At 61.4% G+C, this 13,022-nt stretch carries 15 protein-coding genes, 1 tRNA gene and 1 pseudogene; 11 read left to right on the top strand and 6 right to left on the bottom strand.

What is annotated here, in order from left to right:
• From EN991_RS07025 to EN991_RS39785, 7 genes and pseudogenes are all read left to right on the top strand, one after another.
• Positions 1–332: pseudogene (locus tag EN991_RS07025) on the top strand (DUF177 domain-containing protein); the annotation flags it as partial.
• Between the two features lie 112 nt (positions 333–444).
• On the top strand, positions 445–1,515 hold the full coding sequence (plsX, locus tag EN991_RS07030) for a phosphate acyltransferase PlsX (protein ID WP_024504675.1): 1,071 nt from the start codon (positions 445–447) through the stop codon (positions 1,513–1,515).
• A 9-nt stretch (positions 1,516–1,524) separates the two neighbouring features.
• Positions 1,525–2,496: a beta-ketoacyl-ACP synthase III gene (locus EN991_RS07035; RefSeq protein ID WP_024504674.1), complete on the top strand. Its 972-nt coding sequence runs from the start codon at positions 1,525–1,527 to the stop codon at positions 2,494–2,496.
• Between the two features lie 103 nt (positions 2,497–2,599).
• Entirely contained in the window at positions 2,600–2,923 is a 324-nt protein-coding gene (locus EN991_RS07040; RefSeq protein WP_013532231.1) for an integration host factor subunit alpha, read from the top strand.
• A 125-nt stretch (positions 2,924–3,048) separates the two neighbouring features.
• Positions 3,049–3,588 (top strand): MerR family transcriptional regulator, encoded by a 540-nt coding sequence (locus EN991_RS07045; RefSeq protein ID WP_063167770.1) that lies wholly within the window; start codon positions 3,049–3,051, stop codon positions 3,586–3,588.
• An 85-nt stretch (positions 3,589–3,673) separates the two neighbouring features.
• Positions 3,674–3,976, top strand: coding sequence for a hypothetical protein (locus EN991_RS07050; protein WP_013532229.1), 303 nt, complete (start codon positions 3,674–3,676; stop codon positions 3,974–3,976).
• Positions 3,977–4,081: 105 nt separating this feature from the next.
• Positions 4,082–4,429: a hypothetical protein gene (locus tag EN991_RS39785; RefSeq protein WP_164753443.1), complete on the top strand. Its 348-nt coding sequence runs from the start codon at positions 4,082–4,084 to the stop codon at positions 4,427–4,429.
• 89 nt (positions 4,430–4,518) lie between these two features.
• Here the strand turns inward: EN991_RS39785 and EN991_RS07060 are convergent, their stop codons facing one another.
• A complete protein-coding gene (locus EN991_RS07060) occupies positions 4,519–5,133 on the bottom strand; it encodes a hypothetical protein (protein WP_127368449.1) in 615 nt (204 codons plus the stop codon).
• On the opposite strand from EN991_RS07060, the gene EN991_RS40770 reads away from it, so the two are divergent.
• The 4 genes from EN991_RS40770 to EN991_RS07080 all read left to right on the top strand — a co-directional run bounded on the left by EN991_RS40770 (position 5,114) and on the right by EN991_RS07080 (position 8,096).
• Entirely contained in the window at positions 5,114–5,698 is a 585-nt protein-coding gene (locus tag EN991_RS40770; RefSeq protein ID WP_245460911.1) for a helix-turn-helix transcriptional regulator, read from the top strand. The two genes, EN991_RS07060 and EN991_RS40770, sit on opposite strands and share 20 nt — an antisense overlap.
• A gap of 187 nt (positions 5,699–5,885) precedes the next feature.
• Entirely contained in the window at positions 5,886–6,347 is a 462-nt protein-coding gene (locus EN991_RS07070) for a YbaK/EbsC family protein (RefSeq protein ID WP_127368450.1), read from the top strand.
• A gap of 223 nt (positions 6,348–6,570) precedes the next feature.
• Complete coding sequence (locus EN991_RS07075; protein ID WP_127368451.1) at positions 6,571–7,503, top strand: hypothetical protein; 933 nt, start codon at positions 6,571–6,573, stop codon at positions 7,501–7,503.
• A 134-nt stretch (positions 7,504–7,637) separates the two neighbouring features.
• Positions 7,638–8,096 carry a hypothetical protein gene (locus tag EN991_RS07080; protein WP_127368452.1) on the top strand — a complete coding sequence of 153 codons (459 nt, stop codon included), beginning with the start codon at positions 7,638–7,640 and terminating at the stop codon, positions 8,094–8,096.
• Positions 8,097–8,377: 281 nt separating this feature from the next.
• On the opposite strand, the gene EN991_RS07085 is transcribed toward EN991_RS07080, so the two are convergent.
• The 5 genes from EN991_RS07085 to EN991_RS07105 all read right to left on the bottom strand — a co-directional run.
• A tRNA-Pro gene (locus tag EN991_RS07085) sits at positions 8,378–8,454 on the bottom strand.
• 56 nt (positions 8,455–8,510) lie between these two features.
• On the bottom strand, positions 8,511–9,779 hold the full coding sequence (locus EN991_RS07090) for an O-antigen ligase family protein (protein ID WP_127368453.1): 1,269 nt from the start codon (positions 9,777–9,779) through the stop codon (positions 8,511–8,513).
• Positions 9,776–11,311 carry an undecaprenyl-phosphate glucose phosphotransferase gene (locus EN991_RS07095; protein WP_013532222.1) on the bottom strand — a complete coding sequence of 512 codons (1,536 nt, stop codon included), beginning with the start codon at positions 11,309–11,311 and terminating at the stop codon, positions 9,776–9,778. The genes EN991_RS07090 and EN991_RS07095 overlap by 4 nt, the downstream gene beginning before the upstream one ends.
• A gap of 94 nt (positions 11,312–11,405) precedes the next feature.
• Entirely contained in the window at positions 11,406–12,536 is a 1,131-nt protein-coding gene (locus tag EN991_RS07100; RefSeq protein WP_127368454.1) for a glycosyltransferase family 4 protein, read from the bottom strand.
• Between the two features lie 10 nt (positions 12,537–12,546).
• Positions 12,547–13,022 (bottom strand): polysaccharide biosynthesis/export family protein (locus EN991_RS07105; protein ID WP_164768898.1); only part of this gene is annotated, 476 nt, incomplete at its 5' end.

Raw genomic sequence — 13,022 nt, forward strand, 5'->3', positions numbered from 1 at the left:
ACATCACCCAGGCCTGCATCGTCACGCTCGAGCCTGTCGAAGCGCATATCGACGAACCGGTCGAAGCGCTTCTGCTGCCCGAGGATTCCAAGCTTGGACGGCAGGGTTTCGATGGCGGCGGCGAGATCCTGCTCGACGCGGAAGGCCCTGACAGTCCAGAGACATTTTCCGGTGACACGATCGATGTCGGGGCACTCGCCGAACAGTATTTCGGGCTCGCCATCGACCCCTATCCGCGTAAGCAGGGCGCATCGCTCAACGCCGGCAGCGAGACCGAACCGGCGGAGAATGAATTTCAGCAAAAACTGCGATCCTTGCTGGGAAAATCCTGAAAAGCTCGCCCGCGACGGAAAAGTCGGTTGTGTGGCAGCCCAAAACCGTTATTTTCGCCGAACCTTCGCGGTCGCTAAACGACCTGCCGCCTAACCGTGAGACAAATACCGCGTGATCAGGATTTCCATCGATGCCATGGGCGGCGATCACGGACCAGCCGTGGTCATTCCAGCGCTCATGACGGTCGCGACCCGTCGTCCCGACATCCGCTTCGTCATCTTCGGGCGTGAGGAGGTCGTGCGCCCGGAGCTCGCCAAATTTCCCAAGCTTGCCGAGATCAGCGAATTCTTCCATTGCGAAATTGCGGTCAGGATGGACGACAAGCCGAGCCAGGCGCTGCGCCACGGCCGCTGGAAGTCATCGATGTGGAAGGCCGTCGAAGCGGTCAAGGCCGGCACGGCCGACGCCTGCATTTCCGCGGGCAACACCGGTGCGCTGATGGCGATGTCGAAATTCTGCCTGCGCACCATGGCCACCATCGATCGCCCGGCGATCGCAGCCCTTTGGCCGACATTGCGCGGCGAAAGCGTGGTGCTGGACGTCGGCGCGACCATTGGGGCCGATGCGCAACAGCTCATCGATTTTGCCATTCTCGGCACCGGCATGGCGCGCTCGGTCTTCGGCATAGCCCGGCCCAGCGTCGGCCTGCTCAATGTCGGCGTCGAGGAGATCAAAGGCCAGGAAGAGGTCAAGGAGGCGGGGCGCATGCTGCGCGAAGCCAACATGGCCTCGATGAACTATCACGGTTTCGTCGAGGGCGACGATATCGGCAAGGGCACGGTCGACGTTGTGGTGACCGAGGGCTTCGCCGGCAACATCGCTCTGAAGACCGCGGAAGGCACGGCGCGCCAGATAGCGGGTTATCTGCGCGCCGCGATGAGCCGCACCCTGATGGCCAGGATCGGCTACGTCTTCGCTAAGGGCGCCTTCAACCGCTTGCGCGAAAAGATGGATGTCGGCCGCTCCAATGGCGGCGTTTTCCTGGGGCTGAGCGGGATCGTCGTCAAAAGCCATGGCGGTGCTGATTCTGACGGGTTCGCCGCCGCGATCGAACTCGGCTATGACATGGTCCGCAACAACCTCCTCGACCGTATCGAGGCCGATCTGGACCTGTTTCATGCGCGCAACCCGCGCGCCCTGTCATCTAGGAAATCCGACGTCGTCACCGACGCAAAGGAATAGGAAAGAACTTTGATCAGATCAGTCGTGCGCGGCACGGGCGCCGCGCTGCCCCGCCGAATCATGAAGAATGCCGATTTCGAAGGCATGGTCGAGACCTCCGACGAGTGGATCGCCCAGCGCACCGGCATTCGCCAGCGCCACATCGCGGGCGATGACGAGACGACGGCTTCGCTGGGGGAAGCGGCGGCACGTGCCGCACTTGCCAATGCGGGCCTCACGCCCGCCGACATCGATCTGATCGTGCTGGCGACCTCGACGCCCAACAACACGTTTCCGGCCACCGCCGTCGAGATCCAGAACCGGCTCGGTATGCATCACGGCTTTGCCTTCGACATGCAGGCGGTCTGTTCGGGTTTCGTCTATGCCGTGACCACCGCCGATCTCTACATCCGCGGCGGCCTGGCCAAGCGTGTCCTGGTGATCGGGTCCGAAACATTCTCGCGCATTCTCGACTGGAGCGACCGGTCGACCTGTGTGCTGTTCGGCGACGGCGCCGGTGCCATGATCCTGGAAGCGGGCGAGGGCGCGGGCACGATCGCCGACCATGGCGTTCTGGCGGCCAGCCTGCGCTCCGACGGCACGCACAAGGACAAGCTTTTTGTCGATGGCGGGCCGTCGACGACGGGTACGGTCGGCCATCTCCGGATGGAGGGCCGCGAAGTCTTCAAGCACGCGGTCGGCATGATCACCGACGTCATCGAGGCGACGTTTGCGCAAGCCGGTATCTCAGCCGAGGATCTCGATTGGTTCGTGCCGCACCAGGCCAATAAACGAATTATTGACGCTTCCGCCAAGAAGCTCGGGATAGCTGAGCAAAAGGTGGTGGTTACGGTCGATTTGCACGGTAACACCTCGGCTGCTTCCGTGCCGTTGGCGCTGTCGGTGGCCGTTGCCGACGGCCGCATCAAGAAGGGCGATCTCGTCCTCCTGGAAGCGATGGGTGGCGGCTTCACCTGGGGCGCTGTCCTGGTTCGCTGGTAAGTGCCGAACGGTCCAGTTTCGGTCCTTGACCTTGACGGATCAATTACTTAGGCTCTGCCGTTGTTGTGCCGAATTTTATGTTTTGAGCTGATGGGACGGTCGCATGGGGGGAAAGACACTTACGCGCGCCGACCTTGCCGAGGCAGTTTACCGGAAGGTCGGCCTGTCGCGCACTGAATCGGCCGAACTCGTCGAAGCGGTGCTGGATGAAATCTGCGAAGCCATCGTGCGCGGCGAAACGGTGAAGCTGTCGTCCTTCGCGACATTCCACGTCCGCTCCAAGAACGAGCGTATCGGCCGCAATCCCAAGACCGGCGAGGAAGTGCCGATCCTGCCGCGTCGGGTGATGACCTTCAAGTCGTCCAACGTGCTGAAGAGCCGTATCTTGCGCTCCCATCAGAGCGGCAAGGCCAAAAGCGGCAAGTAATCCTACTGCGCGGTTGAAAACCGCCGCCGCCATGACGCCGGGCTTGAATATTGCTTCATAAACCGCTGAAATAAGCCCCGATTCGGCAGCTAGGCCGGATCATCGTCCAGCGTGAGGATTCGCCCATGGACAAGAGCCCCGACGCCTTTCGTACCATCAGCGAGGTCGCCGAAGATCTCGATTTGCCGCAGCATGTGCTGCGCTTCTGGGAAACGCGTTTCAACCAGATCAAGCCGATGAAGCGCGGCGGCGGCCGTCGTTACTACCGGCCGCAGGATGTCGAGCTGATCAAGGGCATCCGCCACATGCTCTACGACCAGGGCTACACCATCAAGGGCGTGCAGAAGCTGTTGCGCGAGAACGGCAACCATTTCCTGGTTGCCATCGGCAATGGCGACATGGCCGCCGTCGAGGCGATCTCGCAGCGAAGGCAGGCTGACCAGGTGCCGCTGACGCCGGCGGCCCAGCCGCGCAGCATGGACGACGAACTGGTCGGCCAGCCGCGCGTCAAACCCAGCCGTCGCTTTTTCGGCCTGGGCAAGAGCGACGAGGACGGTCCGGTGCAGCCGGATGCATCGAAACTCTCGCGCGACAACAGGGCCTTGCTGCAGGAGGCGCTGTTCGACCTCCTGGAATGCAAGCGCCTGCTTGATCAGGTGCGCTGACCGCAGCCCGACGCGATAGTTCGAAACCGGAACCCGTCTTCCGGTGAGGCGTTACGTTTCCTTCTGCAAGTGAAGGAAACACATCATGGCATCATTTTCGACCCTCTCGGACATCGATCTCGACAGGCAGGTCGCGGCTCTCACCAAAGAACTGGCCAGCTTGAAGAGGGCTGTGGCAAGGCGAGGCGGCGCCTACTACGAGGACGGTCGCGATGCAGCCTTCGACACCTATTCCGATCTTGCGGGGCGTCTGCGCGACGCCATGCCGGCACTGCGCAAACAGGGCAGGGTGATCGAGAGGTCGGCCCGCGACCATCCGGCGGCTGCCGCTGCTGTCGGCCTTGTGGTGCTCGGTCTTGTCGCCAGTCTGCTGTTCAGCCGGCGCTGAGGCGGTGCTTCTGATGGTGGAGATAGCTGGCGCCGTCATTCGACGAACTTGGTGCGCCCAAATCGTGTCGAGCTGACGCGCCGCAATGCCAAGGGACGACCGGCCTTGGACAGGGAAGCCAAGGCCGGTCTTCTCGGTGGCAGTCTGCGGTGCTTAGGCCTTGTTTCCGATCACATGGTGGTGGTGGCGGTGATGATGGTGATGGCGGACATGGTGGCGATGATGATGGTGGTGACGATGATGCTTTGCCATCGGCGCCGCATCCGCACTCGTCGCACCGATGACGGGCACCGTGAAAGCCAATGCAACTGCAAGCCCGAGGGCCGAGAGGAGGGACTTCTTCATGGATCGTTTCCTTTTGTTTCGCGGGCGCATATGGATCGGGGCGATAGCCCGCCCGCCGCGAATGGAATTACGCGCCTGAATTTTTTCGTCAGTATTTCCCGATTGTAGAATTTTGTTTCTGGACTGTTTCTGCCCAATCCAGCCTCCCGCCACCATGCACGGCAAGATCGAGAGGCGGCCATTGGCCGCCTGTCCGACTACATCGGCGGCACGACGCCGTTGGTTCCGACCACGACGCGGCTGGCGCTGAGTGCGCCGTCACTGCCCCGCTCAGCGGTGACAAAGACCGTCGCACCCGGCTTGAGGTCGGTCGGCGTCGCCGGCGCGAAGGTGACGACAGGGGTGGTGTCGGGAATCGAAATCTTCTTGGTCTGGCCATTGTCATAGGTCAGCGTGACGGATCGCCCGCTTATATCGGTAACATCGGCGACGGTGCCGTTGGTCATCCGGCTGTTTGGCTGCAGGTCCCAGGGGCGGTCACCCTCGCCAGTGCCTTTCAGCGCGGCCGGGAAGACCACCACCTCCAGGGCGCCGCTGCCGCCATCCGCTTTCGATACGGAGGCAATGCCGAGGAAATCGTCCTGCTTGATGTCCGTTGCCGAGGCGTTGGCGACGCCCGAGATCTTCCAGCCGGCCTTGAGCTTGATCGCGTCGGTATCGCCCTGGCGGGTTTTCACGGTGAGCAGCGTGGGCTTAAAACTGACCACCGTGCCGCGCACACGAAGCGCGCCTGCGGCTTGGGCGGCGCCCGCGCCGGCGACGGAAAGGCTGGAAATCGTGCCGAGCACGACCATGACTGTCTTCAAGTTCATTGCAAAAAATCCTTCCGGGAGAGAACTGGCTGGAACCGGATGGTTTCGCGCCAGCGACCCGGAGATAACGAATGGGCGCGGCGAAACTGCCGGCAAAAGGCCAATCAGGCCTTCAAAACAACTTGATCGCGACGTGTGCGCCAGAGGCCGCGCCAGGCACCCGGTTCACGATCCCGTGACGGCCATTTTGGCCCTTGGCAAATCACCAGTGAGAGGGCATCTTCCCGACCGTCTCAGGCAACACTCCTCATTTGATCAAACTCTTTCAGTCATGGAGTTGCCAATGCCCCATAATGCGAAAAGCGAACCCCACTCCGAACCGGCAACCAACGGGAGCGGGCCAGATTACAACACCCTCAGAGCGATGCGGGAGACCCGCGGTTACAGCGTGGAAGAGCTCTCCCTGACATGCGGCCTGGCGGTGGACGAGATTGAGGATATCGAAAGCGGCAGAGTGACCGATCCGTCGAAGCTGCGTCGTATTGTGTCCGCGCTTCACCTTCCCCAGGAAGCTCTGATCACCCCGGCTGCGCCGCCGGCGGCGCAAGGTCGATCGCTGGCGTAGACCCGCACCAGGCATTCCAGAGAACCCGCCAAGGCCCTCTTGGCGGGTTTCTTTGTACCTGCCGCAGCGTCTGCTTCAGCCTGGCGCTTGCCGATTTGTATGCCGCGCGTGCTTATATGCGCGGCGGCCCCGGCTGCTGGACAGCAATCCGCCGTCCTTCAAGTTTTTGAACCATGGGTTTTTCGATATGAGCCTGGACTCCGTTCGTGCGTTCTTCGCCGCCCACGCGCCTGACATCGACGTCATCGTCACGGAGGCGAGCTCGGCGACGGTGACCCTGGCGGCCGAGGCGCATGGCGTGCTGCCGGCGCAGATCGCCAAGACGATCTGCCTGCGCGTCGGCGACCGCACCATGCTGGTGGTGACCAGCGGCATCGCCAGGCTGGACAACCGCAAGTTCAAGGACCAGTTCGGCGGCAAGCCGCGCATGCTCGACGCGGCGGAAGTTGTCGAAGCGACGAGCCACCCGGTCGGCGGCGTCTGCCCGTTCGGCCTGCCGGCGCCGCTGCCGGTCTATTGCGACGTATCGCTGCGCGAATTTGACGAGGTCGTGCCCGCGGCAGGCGCCACCAATGCGGCGGTGCGGATCAGCCCGCAGCGCATGGTTGAGCTAATCGGCGCCGAATGGGTCGATGTGTGCCAGGGGTAGCCCCTCGACGCTTTGGGATGGAAAGTTCACGACGCATCTCGCGTCATTAACTTGGAGGATACGCCGCCCGGCGCATTGACATCACGGTATCCTGCAGCCAGCAGGGCGGCCGCGACATCGGCGGCTTCTATCCCATCAAGCAGACCCCGATGCTTGATCGATCTGGACTTAGGCTTTGCTTTCCTGCGAGCACAGCTGAGGATCGCGCTGAGGCGCGTTGGGTATGGTCCCTGTTGCGGGGACCCTGTGGAAAGCGTGCGCCCATGACGAATCTCGTCATGTCAGCCAAGTGAATCGGCTATTTGTATTGGTGATTGCCGGCGGCAATCCACCAAAGGATGCGCAGTTCAAGGATTCTTCCGTGGTAAACAGCATTTCGAGGGCGATAATTTTGACGGCCGCAGTCTTTCTTGCTGTTAGCGCCATCTGGCAAGGTGCACATGATGCTTGCAGTCCTGTTGCGCATTACGGACTCTGCCAGTTCTCCTCCAATTTCCACTGGGAGTGGCTGTATGACTACCAAACACTAATCGCGGGCTTGGTTGCTTTGGCTGGCGCCTGGTGGGGCGTGCGCGCAATCAATATGCAAATGAGGCAGGAGATTTGTCTTGAAGCCGAGAGGCTGGCAAGCCGCAGAGCGGCAGCCCGCGCCACTCTGCCGCTATCGCTAAGCCTCCTTTCCGAATACGCCGAAGAGTGCGCCTCGATACTAAGAAGCCTGCTAGACAGGTGTGTTGATGGATCGCTTCCACGATCAGTCAAAGTAAAAGATTTTCCTACGCCTCCGGCCGAAGCAATTCAGGCTTTTAAGGAAATGACGGAGGTGTCGCTTCCGACCGACAGGGAAACATTGGCGGCCACTCTGACGAAAATACAGATTCAGAGGTCGAGGATAAGCTCGATAGTTCCCAAAAGGCGCCCGGAGCGAATGATCGTGGCGGCCGCCAATTTGGAAGAATACATTCTCGACGCTGCCGAAATTTACGCGCGGTCCGCTGCGCTGTACGATTACGCGAGGCGTAAAACCGAAAAAATTCCAGATGCAGTAGTTACCATAGATTCGCAGATCAGCGCGCTCAATAACCTTGGGATTTTTGACGAACTGCGAGAGAGGCTGGTGGCTACGCTGAGAAGACGAGCCAAGCAGCCGGATTAGACCCGCCCTCACTTCCAGGCGGCAAGCTGCCGCTGATGTTGCTATCATTCAAAGAACGGTAACGCCAAGCCAGCGCATTGCCGTTCATCCTGCGCTGAGATCGCCGCGCCATAAGAGATAGGGGCTTCCTAAGCATGCACCCGCTTCAATTCCTCAAGGACTTCGTAGAACCATCGGTTGCCGAGTGGGCGGCCCAGGACCTGAGCGTGCGGCATGCCATAATCGCACTGGGTGAAATTGATAATCTAGCCGAACACTTCATCCGGCACACTAATCCAATCGCGCAAAAAGTCAGCTTGGAGCGGGATTCCCTCGGCTCGGCCGTGCCTGCGTTGGCCATCGCACGGGACATACACGACACTCACAAGCACGGAGCACTAGGCAGAAAAACAGCAACGATCACTCGGGGCCAAAAACCAACCAAAGCTCAGCGCGGTGGGGGATTTTCAGCTGAAACGTTCAGTTCAGGATTCGATATTGGTGAGCCTGCTCTTGTGGTGACAGAGGATGACCAGACCCGGCAATTCTTGGATGACGTTATTGGGGAGGCCATGAGGTATTGGCGAGCCGAGATTGCGAAGCTCCCAGTTTAGCAGGGAATGGATCTCGTAAAATGCTTTGAGCTCCGAGCATCCTGCTCATCTGCAGGCGGCGACCAGCCGACATTCTGAAAATCTGCGGGTGCTTTGAAAGACACTGGTTGAGCAAATCTCAGATCGCCAATGCGCACGGATGCAGAACATCCAACTGTCCAGTTCGGGACTTTTCTCGGGAGTCCTGTTCCGAGACTGGCGATTTGAGTGCCCTTCGTTCCGAAAAGGGAAAAGGCGCTTCCGGCGCCTTCGATAAAAACTAGGGGCTTCAAGGAAACTAATGGTCGGAGTGGCCGGATTCGAACCGACGACCCCTTGACCCCCAGTCAAGTGCGCTACCGGGCTGCGCTACACTCCGGACCGGTCGCGATGTATCGTGATAACCCCGTGCGGGTCAACCGAATTCCGCGACTTTTATCCCGCTGCGATTGCCGGTGCCGGCGAGCCCTGAAAGGCAGGCCGCAACAACCGCTGGTGCCTGTATTCCAGAGCGATGGCGCCCCAGATCAGGCCGAGCAGCAGGTACACGTGGCGCCAGTGGTCGATGTCGATGAAGGTGCCGAGCCCGATATTGCCGATGAAGGCGACATAGGCGCACAGGAGATAGGGCTGCCACGGCCGGTCGCGCAGCAGGATGCGGAAGCCGGCTGCTATCGTCCACAAGACGAGCGCGAGGAACGACACGAAGCCGAGCCAGCCATAATCCATCAGCATCTTCAGCCAGATGTCGTGGGTGTCTTCACCGAAGATCGTGCCGAAGACCAGCGGGCCGATGCCGAACGGATGCTCCATCGCCATCTGGAAGCCGATGCCGTAGCGGGCGAAGCGGCCGAGCCGGGCGGTGTCGTAGCTCTGTTCGAGATGGGCACGGTTGGAGAACATCTCCGACACGCCGGGCAGCTGCAGGATGACGATCATGGCGACGACCAGCAGCGCCAGTGCTGCAATCGTCATCACCACCACGCGCAGCCGGAACATGCCGCTGGCGCTCTGCAGGAACAGGCAGCCGGTGAGCAGGACGGCCGAAACGGCGAACATGCCCCAGGCGCCGCGCGAAAAGGAGAAGAAGATGCCGGCGGTGATGATCAGCAGTGGCACCGCCAGCAGCGGCATGCGCGTCACCGGTCCGGTCAGGAGCAAATAGAGCAGATAGATGCCGGGCAGCACCAGGAACGGTCCAAACACGTTCGGATCCTGGAAGGCGCCGGCGGCACGGTCGTATTTGGTGAACATCTCGGCGCCCGGAAAGGCATGGAAGTAGCCTGCAATGCCAAGCAGCGAGGTGGCCACGGCCGAAACCACATAGGCAATGAAGATCAATCGGTAGAGGCTCGGCTGTACGGCTGTGATCGATGCGAAGAACACCGCGCTGAAGGCGAGAAACAGCGACACGGCGAGATAGAGCGGCGTGTTGGCGAGGTCCGCCATCTGCGTCATGGAGATCATGCCGCCGATGTTCATCGTCACCAGCAGCACCAGCAGCGGCGTTGCCGCGCGGGAAATCCGCAAGCCGAAAAGCGCCCAGATGGCAATCAGCCCCGCCATGTAGAGCTCATAGGGCGCCGGCTCGCTGATGACGAAGCCGGACAGCAGAATGCCGATGAAGACCGCGCCCGAGGAAATCAGCGCGACCAGCTTGGCGTTGACCACGACCTGCGGCAGATCATGGCTGATCGCGCTCAATAGGCGTTTTCCGTATTGAGCAGCCGGAGCGGCGTCAGGAACAGGATCCGCAAATCGAACAGCAGCGACCAGTTCTCGATGTAGTAGAGATCATACTCCGTGCGCATGCGGATCTTCTCGTTGGTGTCCATCTCGCCGCGCCAGCCATTGATCTGCGCCCAGCCGGTGACGCCGGGCTTGACCTTGTGGCGGGCGAAATAGCCGTCGACGACCTCGTTGTAGAGCAGGTTATGCGACTGCGCGGCGATGGCGTGCGGACGCGGGCCGACCAGCGATAGCGAACCCAGAAGCGAATTGAAGAACTGCGGCAGCTCGTCGATCGAGGTCTTGCGGATGAAGCGGCCGACGCGGGTGACGCGAGGATCGTTCTTGGTCACCGTCTGCTTGGCGGTCGGGTCGGCCTTGTCGGTATACATCGAACGGAACTTATAGACCTCGATGATCTCGTTGTTGAAACCGTGCCGCTTCTGATGGAACAGCACCGGACCCTTGCTGTCGAGCTTGATGGCGATGGCGGTCGCCAGCATCACCGGCGAGAACACGACGATGCCGATCAGGCTGAAGACGATGTCGAAGGCGCGTTTGGCCACCGAATCCCAGTCGTTGATCGGCTTGTCGAAGATGTCGAGCATCGGCACCGCGCCGATGTAGGAATAGGCACGCGGGCGAAACTGCAGTGCGTTGGAATGCGCCGAAAGCCGGATGTCGACCGGCAGCACCCACAGCTTCTTCAGCAACTGCAGAACGCGGGATTCGGCGGTCAGCGGCAGCGACACGATCAGCATGTCGATGCGGGCGATGCGGGCGAATTCAATCAGTTCCGAAATGGTGCCGAGCTTGGGGTAGCCGGCGACGATGGGCGGCGAGCGCTTATCGCCGCGATCGTCGAAGATGCCGCAGATGCGGATATCGTTGTAGGGCTGCTTTTCGACCGAGCGGATCAGGATTTCCGCCGCCTTGCCGCCGCCGACGATGACGGCGCGCCGCTCCATGCGGCCATCGCGCGCCCAGGCCCGGATCAGCTTCGACATTACCAGCCTGAGGCCGAAGATGAGAACGAAGCCGATGACGAACCAGCTGCCCAACAAAAGACGCGAATAGTTTTCCGACATCTTCATGACGAACGCCGTCAGCGCCATGAGGGCGAAAGTGCCGGCCCAGACCAGCAGCACGCGGCCGAAATTGGCGATCGGCCGCATCAGGGCGACGATCTGGTAGCAGTCGGTGACGTCGAGCAGCACCACGGCAAGGAACGACGCGGCGGCGATCGTTACCGGATACTGCCAGGCGAGATAATTGAAGAACCCGACATAATGGAAATAGACGGCGAGCCCGGACAGGAACAGCAAGCCGAATTCGACCATGCGCAGGACGCCGCTGACCATGATCGGCGACATCGTATCGCGCCGGTACTGCGAGGCGACCTGGCGCGCGACATCGTTCATGCCGCTTGGCGTGTCGCCATCGGCCGGGCCGTCGAATTTACGCACCGCCTCTGCTGAAAAGCGGCGCGCGGGGTCGATCTCGTTCATGAGGGCTTTCCGCAAGCTTCCCCTCGGTCATAGCAAAAGAGAGCTAAGAAACCCTTGAAACAACATACGGCTTTGGAACGGCTTGGTCCTGCGCCTACCTGTCGAGCGCGGCGAAATAGGCGTTCTCGATGTCGGCGGCCATCACATCGGCGCCGAAGCGTGCCTTGAGGTCGGCCTCATCCGGCATCAGGTCGCGATAGGCGGCCGGGTCGGCCAGCGCCTGGCTCATCCTTTCGGCGAGCTCGATCGGGTCAGGTCGGATCAGGGCAGGGGAACCGGTGTCGAATATCTCCGGAATGCCGCCGACCGCTGTTGCGATCATCGGCTTTCCCGCGGCAAGCGTTTCCAGGACGATATAGGGCATGGCTTCGGCGCGCGAAGGAACGATGATAAGCGCGGCAAGGGCAAAGGCCTCCCTGGCCGGCATCGGCGGTAGGAAGCGGACATGGCGCTCGAGCCCGAGGCGTTTCACTTGCCCGTGGTAACGCGGTAGGTCGTCGCCGTCGCCGACCATCACCGCGGTCAGCGCGCGGCCGAACCGTGGGCCGGCGAGCGCCAATGCGTCGATGAAGATGTCCGGCCCCTTCAGGTCGCGCATCATGCCGATATAAAGCAGGTCGGCTGCGTCCGGCGCGGTGATCACCGGCTCGAATTCAGTGGCGCGCAGGCCGTTATAGACGAGGGTGTTGGGAATGGGCGGCTCGCCGACCTTGTGGCGATAGGTCCGCCGCTCATAGTCCGAGACAAACAGCAGATAGTCGGTGAAGCGAGCCATGAAGCGCTCGAGCGCGAAGAACAGCTTTCCGGTGGTCGTGTTCTCGTCATAGTGGAGGGAGCCGCCATGCGGCGAATAAAGGCGGGCTACGCGAGACCTTGATACCCGCAACAACGAGCCGAACAGACGGGCATAGGCGCCACCCTTGGCGCCGTGCCCGTGCAGTACGTCCGGCCGCAATTCCTTGATGATCCTGTACGTGCGCCAGGCCGAGGCAAGGTCGCCGGGACCGACGTGGCGCTGCATCGGCGTGCGATGAATGCCGAGCGCCAGCATGTTCTTCATCTGCTCGAACAGATGTTCCTCGAACGCGCCGCCCGTCGTCGAATCGCAGACGATGCCGACGGAATGCCCGGCGGCGACCTGCGCCTCGGTCAGGTCGCGCACATGCCGGAAAATTCCTCCGACGGGTGAGCGAAAGCAATGGACGATCCTGAGCCTGTCCGCCACTTGGTATCTGTCAGAACAGGCGTTCGCGGACGTAGACCGTATCGCCCGGCAGCAGCGGGTCGGAGGTGACCACGCGGCCGGTCATCACCTTGCCGTTGATGTCGCGGGTGATGTCGACGCTTTCCTGGTTGGCGCGCGGCGTGAAGCCGCCGGCAATGGCGATTGCCTTCTGCACCGTCAGGCCGGGGACGTAAGAGTATTGGCCGGCGGCACCCACTTCGCCCATGACGAAGATCGGCCGGTAGCGGTCGATCTCGACCGAAACGTCGGGATCGCGCAGATAGCCTTGCCGCAATTTGTCGGCGATCTCCTTTTCCATCTGCTGCGCGGTGTGGCCGCGCGCCGGTATGGCGCCGACAAGCGGGAAGGAGAGATAGCCGGATTGATCGACGCTGTAGGTGTTGGTCAGCCCGTCCTGCTCGAACACGGTGACGCGGACGCGATCGCCGGCGCCAAGACGATAGGGCTGATCGAGCACCTCATGGA

It is taken from the genome of Mesorhizobium sp. M7A.F.Ca.US.005.03.2.1 (assembly GCF_003997795.1).
In the GTDB taxonomy this organism is placed as follows: Bacteria; Pseudomonadota; Alphaproteobacteria; order Rhizobiales; family Rhizobiaceae; genus Mesorhizobium; species Mesorhizobium ciceri.